Origin of the sequence: Mesorhizobium calcicola (assembly GCF_042682105.1) — a bacterium.
GTDB lineage: Bacteria > Pseudomonadota > Alphaproteobacteria > Rhizobiales > Rhizobiaceae > Mesorhizobium > Mesorhizobium calcicola.
The window spans coordinates 1-16,589 of sequence record NZ_JBHUGY010000069.1 but is presented as its reverse complement, the minus strand read 5'-3'; the positions used below and the strand labels follow the sequence as shown (position 1 = coordinate 16,589).

The window sequence follows — 16,589 nt, the reverse complement described above, 5'->3', positions numbered from 1 at the left end:
CCGCTTTCTCGCGCGATCCAATCTGACGGCTTACCGATCCAAGCATGGCCTATTGCGCCTCCCAGCCCTCGATATTGGAAATTCGGTTCCAGAGGTGGTCCGGCATCTGCGGATCAAGACGCACGAAAATGTCGAACTTTCCAGCGATCGGCCGCTCGAACCGGCTGAATGGTTTGGATCGATGGATCGCCACGTCATAGCGCGTCGTATCGGTCGGGCATTCGATAGGCACGATGTGTTCCGAAGACGTGTCGTGGAGAAACATGTGGGGAATAATGACGTAGTCGCGCCACCCCAATGTTTCGAACGCGTGCCGAAAATCCGCAACCGACATCGGATTGCTGTGCCCCGTCCAGTCCGTCCAGCCAATCTTCAACCCCAGAGCTTCAAGTTGCGCAATGTCGTCCGGTTCGAAGCTTGGGTGTCGAATGAACAGGAAGTCGCGCGCCGCCTTGGCAACGTGAGCGAGCACTTCGTTGATGGAGATGTCCGCGGGCAAGTGCTCAAGCGTATCCAGCATCGAAACGAAGCCGACACATCGGTTGGGCAGGGACTGGTCAAGGAAATTGCACCAATACACCGCGTATCCCTGCGCGCGAGCGGACAACACCTCCGTTTTTGTGTAGTCGATGCCCAGGCCGGGGGCGGCATTGAAGCGGCGCTGACAGTGGTCGATCGAGGTGCCTGTTCCGCAACCCAGATCAATAAACGCGTATTGGTTGGATGTCAGTTCGCGAAGAACTGCGTCGTGCTCTGGCACGATCGGCGGCGCGTCAGAACTTGCCGGCTCTTGCCGCTGCTTGTCCCGCATGATGCGCGCGTGCGATCCAGCCTTGGACCCGAACAGTGCTTTGGCTTTTGCCACCAGCCAATGCGGCTCAGCTACCGGCGCGCCTGAATCATTCCTGTGGTCCATTGGGTGGTGTCTCGCAGCACCTCGGTCGCGCGCGTAACGTCTGAACCCTCAGCCGATTGAGAAAATTGCCAACATTCGAACGCCCCGCACCTCAGCGTGATCAAGTTGCGATTGAGAGTCAAGGCAGTCGCAATTGCCAAGCTGGCCAAGACAGCCCGCATGACAGCGGTTCAAGCCGAACAGTCAAGCGCCGCCCCGGCGGGGAAGACATATTGCCGAGCAGCGGGATATGATTGAGCCCCTGTAGCGCTTGGCCGAAATCTTCTTTGTGCTAGCCTGATCGAGCGTCCGGGCATTCCCGGCGGTGTTGCTGGAATTCTTTGCGACTGATGACTGAACCACGGCCTAAGGGACAGAGGCGATGAGTGGAAAAGGGCGAGAACTGCTCCGGCATCCGGAAACCAAATTTGCAGTGTTTGTTCCCGACCTCATACCGGCCTACCAGCCAACGTACACTGGCTTCAGCCCCTTCGTTGACGCCAACCACGAGAAGATCGCAAATGCTCCGCGAAAGGGAATATCGCTCGACCTTGGAATCGAAGGCTGGCTGCGTGTCGAGGATGCGTTGAAGCTGTACGAATTCGCGTATTTCTCCGATGGCGGCATTCTGGAACTAGGAACGTACCATGGGCTGTCGACCTCCATCCTTGCGACGGCCGTCGCGGCTTCCGGGCAATCGAACACGATAACGACAGTCGAACTAGACCCTTCCGCGGCCGATATTGCGGCCAAGAACCTCGCCGCGAAGGATCTTGATCGGCTCGTCACGATCGTTGTGGGCGATGCGACCGAGGTCATGAAACGCTTGAGGCAGGAACGACGAGAGTTCGCTTTCTGTTTTGTCGACCACTCTCATACCTACGAGAACATGCTGAGTTGCTGCCAATTGATGAGCGATTTGATTGCGCCTGGCGGGTTTGTCGTGTTCCACGATTATGTCGACTACCGCAATAAGGTTCGGCGCGATCCCAGCGAGGGTTCGGAACAGTATGGAGTTTATATAGGTGTCGACGAGGGGCTCTCGGTCGATGAATTTGAATTTTACGGATGTTACGGATGCTGCGGAGTATTCCGGCGCCGCCATAGCGTTTACGACGAGCAAGCGGCTTCCAGCTCTTTTTCGCCGACCGCGTTGATGCCAGCAGCGCAATCGAAGATCGACCTTCAATCGTCGGCATCGCCCTTCAAACGAGAACAAGACGAAACTCTGCTTCCGGACGCACTTCATCCGATTCAACTCTATTTGGACATTATGCAACGTGTCCTTGTGGGATATGTCTATGAAGACCCCGCGATGGATCAATGGAGCGCCAAAGTCTTCGAACCGCAAAGACGGTATCTGGGGCGGGACTGGCCTTCGAAGGCTCATTCGATGATTGGTCTCAAGCGTATGGAAAATATCAGGCAGCTGGCCGAAATTGCCCTGCGCGACCGAATTCCGGGTGATTTCATTGAGACCGGCGTCTGGCGCGGCGGAGCCTGCATAATGATGAAGGCGGTCCTGGCAGCCTACGACGTCAAGGACCGAAGAGTTTTTGTTGCTGATTCTTTTGCAGGGCTGCCTCCACCGCAGCCCGCCGCTTTTCCCGCCGACGCCGGCGACGAACATCATACATACCGGGAATTGGTCGTTTCTTTGGAAGAAGTTCAAGAAAACTTTCGAAAATACGGGCTTTTGGACGATCAGGTTGTTTTCCTGAAGGGCTGGTTCAAGGATACTCTGCCCAGCGCCCCTGTTGAGAAATTGGCGGTCTTGCGCCTGGATGGCGACATGTACCAGTCGACCATCGAGGCCCTGACCTACTTGTATTCCAAGCTTTCATCGGGGGGATTTTGCATAATCGACGATGGCAACCTGCCTGGCTGTTCGAAGGCGGTCGAGGATTTTCGCCGCGCGAGCAACGTAACGGAGGCCATTGTCGATATCGACGGATTTGGAGTGTTTTGGCGAAAATCCTAATGCATGTCGCTCAATAGAAGGCCGCTTCCGGCGGCTAAAGGTCGAACACGGCGATCTTGCGCTTGTCGAACTTGAAGCCGATCTCGCCGCGCACCAGCTTCAGCGCGGCCTCGCCGAACACGGCGCGCCGCCAGCCTTGCAGTGCGGGCACGTCGGCCTCCTCGCCCTCGGCCGCGATGCGGTCGATGTCGTCGCTGGAGGCCAGCACTTTCGAGGCGACGCCTTCCTTTTCAGCGACGATCCTGAGCAGCACCTTCAACAGTTCCGCCGCAGCACTCGAGCCTTCGGGCGGCTGGAAATTCTTCGGCAACTTCGGCATCTGCTCCTTGGGCAAGGCCAGCGCGGCATTGACCGCGCCAAGCAGCGCCGTCGCCGTCGAGGAGCGCTCCCAGCCCTTCGGCGTCGTGCGCAGCTTGCCAAGGGCTGCCGCGTCGCGCGGCGCCTGCTGCGCCACCTCGTAGATCGCGTCGTCCTTGAGCACGCGGCCGCGCGGCACGTCGCGTTCGCGCGCCTCGCGTTCGCGCCATGCCGCCACGGTCTGCACGATCGCCAGTTCCTGCGGTTTGCGAAGCCGCATCTTCAGCCGCTTCCAGGCGTCTTCTGGATGCGGATCGTAGGTTTCGCGCGAGGTCAGGACATCCATTTCTTCGTTCAGCCAGTGAGCGCGGTTTTCCCGCGCCAGCTCGGCGCTGAGGTGCTGGTAAACCTCGATCAGATGGGTGACGTCGGCCAGCGCATAGTCGAGCTGCTTGTCGGAAAGCGGCCGGTGGCGCCAGTCGGTGAAGCGCGATGACTTGTCGAGCCGCGCGCCGGTGATCCGTTGCACGAGCTGATCGTAGGAAACACTGTCGCCGAAGCCGCAGACCATGGCCGCCACTTGCGTGTCGAACACCGGATGCGGAACGAGATCGCCGAGATGGACGATGATTTCGATGTCCTGCCTTGCGGCATGGAAAACTTTGACGACAGCTTCATTGGCCATCAGCCTGAAGAACGGCTTCAGGTCGATGTCGGGCGACAGCGGATCGATCAGCGCCGTCACGCCGGGTGCCGCCATCTGGATCAGGCACAGGATCGGCCAAAACGTCGTTTCTCGAATGAATTCGGTGTCGACGGTGACGAAATCCGACTTTTCGAAAGCGGCGAGAACGGTCTCGAGTTCTTTCTGGGTGGTGATGACGTGCATCAAATCGCTTTTGGCAGGAGTAAGGTCTTCCTAGATTTCAGCCGGAAGCGCTTTCGTCAAGCTTTGGCACCATCGTCATGAGGGTCCCTGCCCATCGGAATCGCCGTTTCTTTTGGCCAGCCGCGCGAAAACCGTCGAGGTGCGCAGGAGCGCGGTGAAGCGGCTGCGCCTGCCTGCCGGCACGCCGGAGCGGGCCTGCATCCGGTAGAGGATGACGGCGATGAACGTCGCATAGACGACGGCGCTGAACACGAACACACGTGTCATGCGATCTCATCTCACACAACACACAACACAACGGTGAAAAGTGAAGGAGGGGGTTGTCAGCGAAAGAGGGGGAGGGGACAAGGAGGAGCGTGCGTGCTACGCGATATGATAGGCAAACTTGTATAGTCGTGGTGTACATCGCACTGTGTACGTATCTAGATGCGTGGACAAGCCACGCTCATATCGAGATAACGAGGGGGGGGCATCGGACGGTCGAGGAATACGCATCTAACACGAGTGGAATGACAGAGTACGAGGGCTAATCCCGGGACAAGCAAGCAAAGGGGTCGTGTAGGTCAGAGGCGGGGGCATACAGAGGGGCGGAGCTGGCGAGGTGTCCGCGAAGACGGGAACCTGCGTTCGGAACAAACTGTGCCTGCTCACGTAGGAGGGCTCAAAGTCAGAACGTTTAATCGGCGTGTGCCGGGACGTGAAAGAAGCATATCAACAAACCAAGGGCACAGCACGAGACCGGAAGTACAAGTTCTAATAGAGACGGTAGCTCGACAGATTAACAAGGGTGAGGGCGACACAACCTGCGATAGAAGGCAGGATACGGAAGTATAAACGCGCGAGAAGACAGAGCTATGAAGACAAGGAGTGCTGCTTAAAAACACGAAGTGGCGGTAAATGGGGAGATAAAACAATCTAAGGAGGACACGGGGGGAACCGTTACGATCACATGTCGAACGGAGCGAAGCGTGATGTTTGAGTGCAACAGTACGATCACCACACAATGGGGGGCGGAGAAGAGGGAAGACATCGATGAATAGTACGACAGGTTAATGAGCTAAGCTGAAAGGAACAAGAAGTGAAGGTGTGCCAGTGCATATATCGAAGGACAGGATACGAAGTGATTGTGCAGGTCGCGCGGGTCGACGAGCCGTCTGATTCATTCGTCGGAAGACAAGCGACGTTTTGTAGTGTGAAGCTATAATACCTAAGTTGCATATCCAGACGTAGTACGGTGACGAATCCCGGCGTGACGTGGGGGAAGAAAGGGATGAGGGGGGAGACGAGAGACGAACTATGGAAATGGAGCGATCACATCACTGCTGTATCCCACGCAGGGAAATCGACGTCTGATGGACGCGTGTATCATTCGAGAGGAAACAGCTGTGAATAAAGAGGGACGAGGAGTGGGAGAAGGGCATAGGAGTACGTCGAGACAAGTTGAGTAATATCCCATGTCGATCTGTGCTCTCGCGAAGGCATGCTCAGGTACTGCTCTCTTATAATACAATCTCAAGGATCGCAAATGAGCACAGGGGAGGCGATCTCATCGCGCGTTTACCGTGTAGTGACACTGTGTTGCGTAGGCACCCGGCAGAGTGGCATATCGCGCAGGGGATAGTAGGTCGGGTGGCGTTGGGCTGAAAGTGCGGAATAAGTATCTTGGTGTGGTGCGCTAGGACACAGCGTCAAGGTCATTGATGAAACAGACCACGAGTTAAGTGGCACAACAGGGGTGGGAGCGGAAGGGTGCGCGTGCTGGACGGAGCAGGAAGTCTCGAGAGTGCGTGGTGCGGCGTTGTCTGGTAGGCGCGACATAAGGATTGCAAGCCAGAGGGTGGGCACAGAAGGAACGCAGGAGGTTCCGCTGTTGCGCCGACAATAACATCTGCGTAGGCGTAAATCGCGGCTGGCAGTCACGATACACACGGGCGCTAGAAAAAAAACTTGGATCGATGTCTTTACCAACGACAACAGATCGAGCAGCCGTAAGGAGCTGGCAACACTCTCGAGAGGAAAAAACCGTTGCGACATACAGAGCGAGCTAGGCTGAAACTAAGAGACAATGGTGATGTGCCTGACCTGACAGGCATAGGAAGAAACCTACGCGAGACACAACACACTGGGTGCCAACAAAGCAACCACCGCGCGATAGGTGCAAGGTGAGGCCATATCAAGAAATACAGCTAGCAATATCAGCAAAACCGCAGAATCTGAGGAAGGGCTAATATCAGAAAAGTAGCAAAAATGCAAAGATAGATAGCCGATAAGAGCCTCTAAGTGGCGAATGGTCGTGACGTAAGAACGGACGATATAGGGGGCAGTGGACGTGCGCACGGGAGTCGCTACAAGAACCGCACGTGTAGAAGACTGTGGCGCGTGTGACGCAACATGTGTAAAGGGAACACTTGATAAGGCATTTTCTCGACAGAAAACAGAGAAGAGAACAGGTAAGCAAAGACCATCTACGAGGGGCGCAAGAAGTGTCGGATGAGAGGAAAGGTAGAGCGGAGGAGCTCGAATGTGCGCTGTACGGACGTGGGTCAATGTGGCCGAGTTGGAGATGAGCAAGGAAGCATATGTCGGGCAAGGACTGTGGAATTAAAGAAATTTGGGATGGGTAGGGTACGAATAAGTCCGTGCTGGTCGTTATGGTGATGCGAGGTGATGCGACTCAGCTTGTGCGAATAGAGGGGCTGGGGGTACGTTGTGTCTAGCGGATGCAGAGTGTCAGTCCGGAGTACTGTGTGGTCACGTAAGGTGGCAGCACGACAGAGGTGAGTGCAAGGGAGGGGAGATGGCAGGGAAGAGGAAAGGAGGAGAGGTGGTGCCGGGTGTGGAGAGGAGAGGAAGATATCAAGATTAAGTTAGAAGTGACATCTCTACAGCAAATAAACACGGGGGGTCGGGGGACCGGAGTGTCGTCGTTCGGTGCTGTACTGGTGACTAGGGTGGGAACGTGTGTATACGAGGGGTGTGTACGTGAGGGGAAGGGGGGGCATAACATAGGAGGGAGTGCGGAGATGGCAGTGAACACGGTTCAAGATATGGGTGAAGGCTGAGGTGCATACACGTCGAGTGTGTGAGGAGGATGTGGGGTGCGTGGGGGGGTCCGGTCGGGGGCAAGGATGCATAACAATCTGGAACAGGCGGTGCAGTGGTAACTCGAAGCGTGCGATACGGAAAAGGAGGGAACTGAGGGCGGCAGAGGTGCAGAAGATGAGCACAGAACACGTCCAGATGCCGCCGGGGAGGGTGCAACACTAAGTGCAGAGGTTCTTGTGTAGGGAGTGCGTGGGCAATGGGTGGAGTGTACAGGGTCAGAACATGAGAGAACGGGCGGGGAAAGCGGTGGAGTGTGTGAAGGTCTAGGGGGAGTTGCGGGGGCGGAAGAAGCAGGTATGAAGGTGCCCGGTCGCGTGTACGAGAGGGTGCGAACGAAGACGTCGACAAGAAACGTCGACGCGTGGATATACGGGAGGCACTATGTATCGCCGGCTGCTACAACATGCGTGCAGCTGGAATCATAATGTTGATGCGTACGAAGGTAGAGGGACGATTGCATTGAGGGGGATGTGTTGGACACGTGACCGCGACAGACTATCGCTCACGAAGATACACCGTAGATATCGAAAATGGAGCTCCGTTACTTGGCTAGAGGAGGAGAAAATATCGCCGCCTTCGAACGCAGGCAGTTGACATCGTGCGATTATGAAATCCCCTCTTCCGATTTAAAGCTTGGAATACAAGTAGAGGGTCGAGGGCGTCTATGGTCCGACTGGGTACGATGTCCCATGAACGCTGGGCAAGACCGCCAATTTGCATACTAGAGCAGATGTGGTCAGATGTGGTGGGAACAATGAGCAGTTGTCATGCGCTTGGGTACACGCCAGATAGCGCACTTGTCAGATACAGAGGCACTAGACCATTCATCGTGCGCGATGAATCGCACTTAAAGTATATATCGCTCAGAAAGATTGTTCAGAGGGTGGTGTAGCATTCAAGTATGCAATAGAAACGCCGGCAGGAGTTGCAGTGGCGGTGTATGTAGTAGTGTGGGGGAGATGATATACAAGTGTACCCACAGGCAATCGTGTGGTACAGTAGAGCAAGGATGCGTAGCGAGTGGACTGTGTGCTATGTAATATGGCGAAATACGCATGACAAGAGAGGAAAGGGCAGTCAAAGCGGAGCAAAACATGTTGGAACTTCTGAGGAAGGTGCAACAATTAAGCACAGATCGTTACAAGACAAGAAGCCGGGAGAGAAGGTAAAGGGCGCGTGTGTCAGATACAGTGGTACAATGGCGAAAGCTACACGTCCACGAGCAAGATACGAGTACAGTTGACTCACAAATGCAAGATAGCAGGCAAGCGGAAATCGTGATAGAGTATGCGCAGGAATATAACGGTACAGCATGTCCTTCATATATTAGTGAGCCATATGAGCGACGGTGGGGCTTGTGATAACAGATACATACGAATGAACAGGGCCTTACGAAGTGGAGGAGAAAGTCCTCGCGGTACGCGGCGGGGGACCAGGGCCGTGTTCATCCGGTACTGACTATTTCAGTTGCGAGGAGCGTGTAATGGGCGTGCTCCTACACAGTAAGACATACAGTGGCGGACTGTGGAAAGTGCGTGCACACGATAACACAAATAGGGTACACGCGACAGGCTAAGTGACAACGTGGTGGACGAAATAATGATCCAAGTTATAATATGAAAAAAAAGGAGTCGGGATGAAGTAAAGCGTGTCATACGGAAGAAGAGCGATGTTATCGTACATTAGTTCTCGTTTGAAGGGGCCATGTCCGAGTGACGAATGTAGTGTGTAAGTGTAGTGGACAAAATGACAATGATCGATTAGGTGAGCTGGCTGGCTGAGTGGACGTGTCAAATGGGGACGGTGGGCGGTCACGCGACAAAGGGAGCTGAGTAGGCCGATTGCTCGTCGTGAACGCTGATGGACGGACGCCGGAGTTCAGCTTCCGTACAGACAATCCGGTAGCAGCGTCCACTGTAAGATTCAAAGTTGCATAACGTGACCGATAGAGCCCTCTGAGTGCTGTCAGACGGGACACTATAGGTGAAGTCGTGCGCGATACTAACGTGGCTCCCGAGGAACTACCTGCGCGCTGGCCGAGGAATACAGAGCGAGGAGGAAAAGGGAGAAGGGAGGAGAGAGAAGAAGAGAGGGGGGAGAGGGGGAAGGGGGGAGGAAGGGGAAAAAGGAGAGATCTGAGCCGAACCTTAGTAGTGGCGTGGATATCATCGCTCGACCAGATACATGCGTGTGAATAAAATCAGAAACGCGAACACTCTCACAGCCACGCGCGTGGCCAAGGGACAGTAGCGAGAAAAGGGTATGAGTGCGGAATAAGTCATGCTCATCCAAGGGTATGGTACACAACAAGGCTGACGATAACAATGTGGATACATACGGTATTTAATCAGAGAGAAAGGAGAGGTTGTGCGGGAACGCGTAGACAGAAGAAGGGAGAGATGTGGCGAATCTCCTGCTCGTGTGCCCAAGGAGGAGAAAAGGAGGGGGGGTGAAGCCAGAAAGGGTCAAGGCTAGTTCACTGAACCAAGAGTCAGAGATCAGCATCTGTCACACGCGAAACTATGCAGTGTGAGGGTGTGTGGGAGGGGAGGAAGGCAGAGTGATCGCAAAGGAGTGACGCTTACGTGGTGCAACACAGTGGAGGGTGGGTCGTAGATGCGTTGGTGTACCGCAGATAGTAAGAAACCGGAGGAGAAGGGTGGCGGCACAGTCGTGCGCACAATACATGGGTTGGCATATCTCGTGTCGATATCAGTGCTGGGTTTAGGTCGTGGAGTATGCAACAGGGGGAATAGTCTCGAGCGCGGGGACGACACAGGACAGCGATACGTGCAGGAGGAGTGGGAGGGTGGTGGTCGTAGCGGGTGCGAGGGTAAAGAAATGATAATCAATAATCGGGGTTCCCTATTTCCAAATGCCGTCCATCGAGAAAATACGCGAATTCGTACAGCTCAAACGCTCCTCGACATGCAGCCAGCCTTCGTATTTCCAGTCGAGCGATATTCGCTTTCGCGGAGTATTTGCGATCTTTCTCGTGTTGCGTCAAGCGAAGGGGCTGAAGCCAGTGTACGTTCTTGGTAGGCCGGTATGAGGTCGGGAACAAACACTGCAAATTTGGTTTTCCGGACCGTAGCATTTCTCGCCTTTTTCCACTCATCGCCTCTGTCCCTTTAGGCCGTGGTTTCAGTCATTCAGTCGCAAAGAATTCCAAGCACACACCGCCGGGAATGCCCGGACGCTCGATCAGGCTAGCAACAAAGAAGATGTTCGGCCAAGCGCTACAGGTGCTCAATCATATCCCGGCTAGCTCGCAATATGTCCTTCCCCGCTCGGGGCGGCGCTTGACTGTTTTCGGCTTTGAACCGCTGTCATGCGGGCTGTCTTTTGGCCAGCTTGGCAATTGCGACTGCCTTTGACATCTCAATCGCAACTTTGATCACGCTGAGGTGGTGCGGGGCGTTTGGCGAATGTTGCAATTTTCTCATGCGGGCTGAGGGTTCAGACGTTTGACGCGCGCGAGCCGAGGTGCTGACGACGAGCTACACCCCCATGGGACACACGGAATGATATTCAGGCGCGCCGTAGCTGAGCCGCATGTGGCTGGTGGGCAAAAGCCAAAGCACTGTGTTTCGGGTCCAAGCTGGATCGCACGCGCGCATCATGCGGGACAAGCAGCGTGCAAAGACCGGCAAGTTTCTGGACGCGCCGCCGATCCGTTGCGCATAGCACGACGCCAGTTCTTCCGCGACCTGACATCCAGACCAATACTGAATACGCGTTTTTGATCTGGGTTGCGGGAACAGGCACCTCGATCGACCACTGTCAGCGCCCTTCAATGCCGCCTCCCGGCCTGGTGCATCGATCTACGCAACAACAAAGACGGAGGTGTTGTCCGCTCGCTGGTGCAGCGCATGTATGTCGCGGTGTATTGGTGCAATTTCCTTGACCAGTCCCTTCCCATACCGATGTTTGTCGGCTGTCCGTTTTCGATGCTGCGGATACGCTTGAAGCACTTGACCCGCGACATCTCCCTCAACGAAGTGCTCGCTTCACGTTCAGCTAGAGTGCGGCCGACGCGACTTCCTGTTCATTCGAAGGCGCACCCCAAGCTTCGAACCGGACGACATTTGCGCACTGTGAGCTCTGGGGTTGAAGATTTGGCTTGACGAGAACTGGACGGGCCAGTGCAATCCGAGTCGTTTGCGGGATTTTCGGCACGCGTTCGAAACATTGGGTGGCGCGACTAACTCTTTTATTCCCCACATGTTTTCTCCACGACACGTCTTCGGGCAACATCATCGTGCCTATCGAATGCCCGACCGGATACGACGCGCTATGACGTGTGCGATCCCTGCGAATCAAACCATTCAGCCGGTTCGGAGCGGGCCGATCGCTGGAGAAGTTTCGACATTTTTCGTGCGTTCTATGATCCTCAGATGCCGGACCACCTCTGGAACGAAATTTCCACAATATCGAGGGCTGGAGAGGCGCAATAGGCCATGCTTGGATCGGTAAGCCGTCAGATTGGATTCGCGCGAGAAAGCGGAGAAGTGGCGTGTATGCTGAAGCGGGCTCGTGCAAGGCGGGCAATGCGCCCAACGCGGCGGAAGACCGCGTTCGATGACAGCCTGGGATCCGTGGGATGCCTGGCGCATCTCGCGGGTCCTACGTTCCGATCAGCCACGGTAACAGTGCAGGAGCTGCTGGCGGTCACGGTATCAGCACATCCTGCCCGGAGCCGGTGCTGAATTCCTTTCAGATCGGAGGCGAGAGTCACGGAACTGCTTGCGGCGTTTCTTTGCGTCAGTCGGGCGCGGTCAAAGGCGTCGCGGTGTGGCCGACTACGATATCACGCACATCGACGGCGACGCCCCAGAATCTGTCCAATTTCGGAGACCCATTTCACCCTGTCCCGTCGCGCTCGACTGGCTTCCGAATTTTCGAGCCTGTCACGAACGACAGAGAGCGGTCGCACAGCTCTGCCCAGCTTGCGCGTCACGGTATCATCCTTGCGAACGCGTTGTGAAGCGCGCCCGATCACGCGGTGGTTCGGGGGGCGGTCGCGCCCGATACCTATCAACAGGTGCACAAACGAGGATCATGCCGGTGCTCGGGTCGCAGCTCGAGTGTGGGCCTTCCGCATCTCGACCTCCTACTAGCACTTTATTGCGCCGTACTTCGCAATCATATCTCCCGGCCCTGTCGAAAGCATCGCTCTACTGGCAGGCATCGAGAGTGTCGCGGCGGTGCGAGGTTCCCATCGCGGTCGGCTTGGCGGTCGCGGACATACGATGCGGCCGCCGTGGCGGCGTTCGCCAAGCTGTTTCCGTGCACATCCACAGGGATGGCTAATTGGAAGAATGCATTGGTCGCCGCGGCGGGCCCAAAGCCTGCCGCGAAAGCCCTGCGCCGTGCAGCCTGACGGGTCGCAACGAGGCAGTTCGTCGCGGAGCTGTAGTGCACCATTTTGTTTGGAAGAAGCAGCAAGCGTTGCAGCTTAGCGCGATCGAGCCGCCTGACCGAGGCCGTGGCCCGTGGAACGGAAGGCGCGACATAGCGACGGTCATCGACGCGAACCGTAGCCGTTCGCTGGCCGGGCAACTGCGCGCGCTCGACGGGCGCGGGCGAATTTCTGGCGCGTGAGGTGCGTGCTCGGGATCAGGCGTTGGGCCGATCAAGGCCGGTCGATCGCGATTGGAAACGCGCATCGTGCTTCCTCGCTTTCGCCGAGAAATTCCGCGGAGATCGAGGTTACTCGGCCGAATCCCAGAATGCCGAGGACTGCGTGCTCGGGCTCAGCGCTGATCGACCTGCAGAAAAGGGCAGGTGCCGCAGGGTCGTGCGGCGTTTTGTATTGCACGTCTTGTAAGCAAGCGGTTCTGAGGCGCTGATCGCGTCTTTATACCAGTCAAGGGCGCGGTACACGTTGTGGCGGCATCGCAGGACGTTCTTCTTCCTCAAACGATCGTTCCGGCGCGTGGGCCGGCTGTGCTTGCGGCTATGCTCGACGCGATGCGAATGCGCATCGCGGGCCGACGACAGCGGCATGCATATCGATGGCCCGATCGGCATAGGCAACCGGCGATTTGGCGGGATCATCGACATCGCCGGCGGCCACTCAACCCATGGCGAACGGAAGAGCACGGTGCGGGTCGTTCTCAACGTGCGAGTGTTATCAATTTTCAAGCTTTGCGGCGTGTGAAACTTCCGGGAACATGGACAATATCTTGCCGCAGCGCCAGTGACATCCGGAAGGTCTGGTGCACGGCTTATTGAGCAATGGGCATACGCTCCTGGCCGAGCCAGCCTGAACGGCGTGTTCGCATTTTGCATCTGGGACGATGTGCAGAAGGGGTAGCGCATCTCGTTGAGAGCCGCTCGGGGTGTTCAAGCCCGCTCTACTACGTCGAGCGCAACTGTGGTCTCGCGTTTTTCCTCTGAGTTTGGCGGTCACTCGTCAGATCTGGGCCTGTGCTGCCCAAGCTCGACGAGCGTGCGCTTGGTGTCCTATCTCTCTACCACGTTTGCGCCGACCGAGCGGACTTTGCTCGCCGACGTCATGCGGCTTGGCGCCCGGACATATTTTTGACCTGGCGCGACGGCGGCGCGGTTGAACGACGACGCTACTGGAGCTTTTCGGATGCGCCTCCGGAGGCGAGCCTGCTCCTTCCCAACGAGCGACGGAACAGCTGCCGCGATTTGCTTGAGGACACGGTGGGCGACAGATGGTCGCCGATGTGCCATCGGTATGTTTCCTCTCCGGCGGACTGGACTCGACCTTCGTCGCGGCATTGGATGTCGAAATTCCTCGGATGACGTGCGGTCAACCTCTCGGTTACATTTCCGACCCGCGCGGAACAGCGACGAGGCGCGGCCTCCGCGCTGGTGGCGAAAGCGCTGTCGACGACGGCGCAAACGGTGCTGGCGTTCGATGAGCAGGATCTTTTTCACTAGCGTGGCACGCCGGACCAATACTTACTGCGCTGTGAATGGATGACACCCATCGGCGAACGCAGCTATGTTCCCCCGAACATAATGTTCTAGGTCGAAAGGTTGCCGTGCGCTAAAGCACGTGAAAGTGTGTTGTCCTTGCGAAGCGCCGTGACGAGGTTTTTGCGGTTGCTATCCGGTTACGTGATGCACCGTTTTCGTGCCGAGAGCCCGCCGCCTGCGCGATGAGTTGATATACGCGGCAGCAAGCGGACAAGCAGTCGAGCGTACATCCCGCGAAGCGTCTCGGCCATTCAAGGATGCCGTTGCCGAAAACCATCCGTGAAAACAGCCCGCCACCACGCTTTCCCCACATGTGAGGAGGGGAATTCTCGAATTAATTCGCCTGGAGGGCAGGCTGGACCATGCCGCCGGCCACCGTTTGTGCGTTCGTACGCGACGTAATGCCAGCTTCGGAAAACGCTGGTGCCCCACCGCCACGTCCAATACACGCCTGCAAAAAACGGCGCTACTACACTTCGACGGTCAGAGACATACATGGCTCACAAACAACCTGATGACCACGCTGGATCTCAGCCACGACTGGCTCACAGTCTTGAGGCCATGGTGCCCCTGCTGGACTCATAAGGCTGATTTGAGTTTTGGCATTCGGGGCATATTCCGGACGACTTGCAAATTTCAAGAGCAGGAGACAGGCACAGCGAGATCCTGCGTGAGGCCAGTGCGTACCCGCTTGTTCCGCGCGAGATAACTCGATCGCCGCAAGACACCTAGGTTTCGGTGTGCCGCTCGACGATTGGTTTCCCGGGGGGGGGGGGACACAATGCGACGTCGCGGCCGTTCGCATCGCGATCAGTTTCTGGGATCGTCGCTCGGTCGACGAGATGGCATTCGGTCGCGAGTGCTGGAGACCGTCCTTATTCGCCACAACAGTCGCGGGACATAGTCGCTCGCAACGCGGATGATCTGGTCGGCTGATCGTGGTGCTGGGAAAACGGATGGTTGCGAGAGTGTCGCAGGCAGGGACATCGCCTCGTCGCAGCGCATAAACGCCATCAGGCATCGTGGCCCGCGTGATGCCCACCGTCGGATTTGTGAATACCGTGCCAACAGAAACTGTGGGGGGTGCCCGAAAAGCTTTTCGCTCGGTGCGTGACTGTTCAGCTCCATCGCCAAGCACACTCATCGCCATATAACGCTGTGTGTTTTCGGGTGATTGCAGACTGGCAGCAGCGGGCTACCCCTTCATACGTCGCATCGCGCAAGACTTTTGTCCGGGCGAACGAGCGTTTTGTTCTGTCAGCGCACCAAAGGGACACCTCGGCTTCGTCACAGACTGCAACCGTGTCATAGCAGATGTCAGAACACGCGGATTAATGTAACGTTCATGCCTACTCGGACAACGATCGTGACAGGCCCCGGGTGGCTGGAATGTGCTGGTCGCGAGTGCGGCTACAAGCTCGACAGCAGGAATCGCGTTCGTCAATCCGCTCAACCAACGAATCCGTCAATACTCCGTGCGGCTCGCACTCCGAGGCCACGTGATCACGATGGCGCGCCGGATCGTGGGGCACCGCGGAACGACAATTGCAACCCCGGAGCGCTCACCACACGGCGTCGGAATGTCATAAGCTGTTGCGCCGTTCGGCCGCTTGAGCTTGTCGAGCATTCGACCCTGCTACACGGGAGTCAGGTACTGCCGAGGAATCCGATCTACTCTCTGCATAGCGCCTGACGAGGACCGGCTTTCCCGTGTCGATTGTGCGCAGATGAGCCCCGTCGCCAGATCCAACTCCGGGCTATGTGGGATTCCTACGTGCCTCCGGCTTGAAGCGAACAAGCTCACGAACTTACCTCATGGTGCCCTGAGCTTTTGGCTCGGGCGGGCGGGACAGTTCATTTCGACTCGTACAATAGTCGATTCGCGAGACTGTGCTCGATGGACTCACGGACGTAAAGTAATATAATGCACAAACCACCCATGTCGGCAGAGATCCAATCCGCCGTTTCTTGAACTTGGGCTCAGCCGTGATCTCATCGCGACACCGATCACATGGTCGACGCTTTCCCGCGACACGCGACATTGTGAAATTTGCGACCATTTATGGGACCACCGGCATCGCCAGATGCGCGCGCGGGCCAGGCGTCACTTCCTTCATGTTGGTCTACACTTTCACTCCAAGACTACGAGGCGTGGTGTCTACAAGGATGACACCGATCTGTCACGCGAGGAACAACGAGATGTCGTGGGTCTGTCATACACCGCTCAAAATTGGGTTGCCAAAAGAACCATAACCAGAACGATGAGAAATCCCCGTTAGGCCGCCCCCATGCGTCGGAAGCCAATGGGCCCAAAGAAACCGATGAAAATGCACGATTCTGCCACTCGGTCTCTGATCCCTCGGGGATGTCGTATCCTACGACCACGCGATTGTCCGACGTGATGGGCGCCCCCTGGCGGGTTGGTTGCTGGTTGCCGATGCCCCCCCGGTCCCGCAGAAGACAACCGC

At 56.7% G+C, this 16,589-nt stretch carries 5 protein-coding genes and 1 pseudogene; 3 read left to right on the top strand and 3 right to left on the bottom strand.

All coding sequences use genetic code 11. The features are described from left to right. Positions 1–49: 49 nt before the first annotated feature. Positions 50–916: a methyltransferase domain-containing protein gene (locus ACFSQT_RS34780; protein WP_379026556.1), complete on the bottom strand. Its 867-nt coding sequence runs from the start codon at positions 914–916 to the stop codon at positions 50–52. Between the two features lie 361 nt (positions 917–1,277). Here ACFSQT_RS34780 and ACFSQT_RS34775 point away from each other — a divergent pair, with 361 nt between their 5' ends. Next, a complete protein-coding gene (locus tag ACFSQT_RS34775) occupies positions 1,278–2,876 on the top strand; it encodes a TylF/MycF/NovP-related O-methyltransferase (protein ID WP_379026554.1) in 1,599 nt (532 codons plus the stop codon). Between the two features lie 34 nt (positions 2,877–2,910). On the opposite strand, the gene rnd is transcribed toward ACFSQT_RS34775, so the two are convergent. Both rnd and ACFSQT_RS34765 read right to left on the bottom strand, forming a co-directional pair. Then, positions 2,911–4,062: a ribonuclease D gene (gene rnd / locus ACFSQT_RS34770; RefSeq protein ID WP_379026552.1), complete on the bottom strand. Its 1,152-nt coding sequence runs from the start codon at positions 4,060–4,062 to the stop codon at positions 2,911–2,913. Positions 4,063–4,137: 75 nt separating this feature from the next. After that, positions 4,138–4,320 (bottom strand): annotated as a pseudogene (locus ACFSQT_RS34765) (MFS transporter); the annotation flags it as partial. 8,854 nt (positions 4,321–13,174) lie between these two features. Between ACFSQT_RS34765 and ACFSQT_RS34760 the strand changes: the two are divergent. Beyond that, a complete protein-coding gene (locus ACFSQT_RS34760; RefSeq protein ID WP_379026550.1) occupies positions 13,175–13,330 on the top strand; it encodes a hypothetical protein in 156 nt (51 codons plus the stop codon). 523 nt (positions 13,331–13,853) lie between these two features. Continuing rightward, complete coding sequence (locus tag ACFSQT_RS34755; protein WP_379026548.1) at positions 13,854–14,063, top strand: asparagine synthase-related protein; 210 nt, start codon at positions 13,854–13,856, stop codon at positions 14,061–14,063. Positions 14,064–16,589: the final 2,526 nt, after the last annotated feature.

Excerpts from the sequence above, each read along its gene's own strand:
- ACFSQT_RS34780 (WP_379026556.1), bottom strand. The coding sequence starts at position 916 with ATGGACCACAGGAATGATTCAGGCGCGCCGGTAGCTGAGCCGCATTGG.
- ACFSQT_RS34775 (WP_379026554.1), top strand. The coding sequence starts at position 1,278 with ATGAGTGGAAAAGGGCGAGAACTGCTCCGGCATCCGGAAACCAAATTT.
- rnd (WP_379026552.1), bottom strand. The coding sequence starts at position 4,062 with ATGCACGTCATCACCACCCAGAAAGAACTCGAGACCGTTCTCGCCGCT.
- ACFSQT_RS34760 (WP_379026550.1), top strand. The coding sequence starts at position 13,175 with ATGCATATCGATGGCCCGATCGGCATAGGCAACCGGCGATTTGGCGGG.
- ACFSQT_RS34755 (WP_379026548.1), top strand. The coding sequence starts at position 13,854 with ATGGTCGCCGATGTGCCATCGGTATGTTTCCTCTCCGGCGGACTGGAC.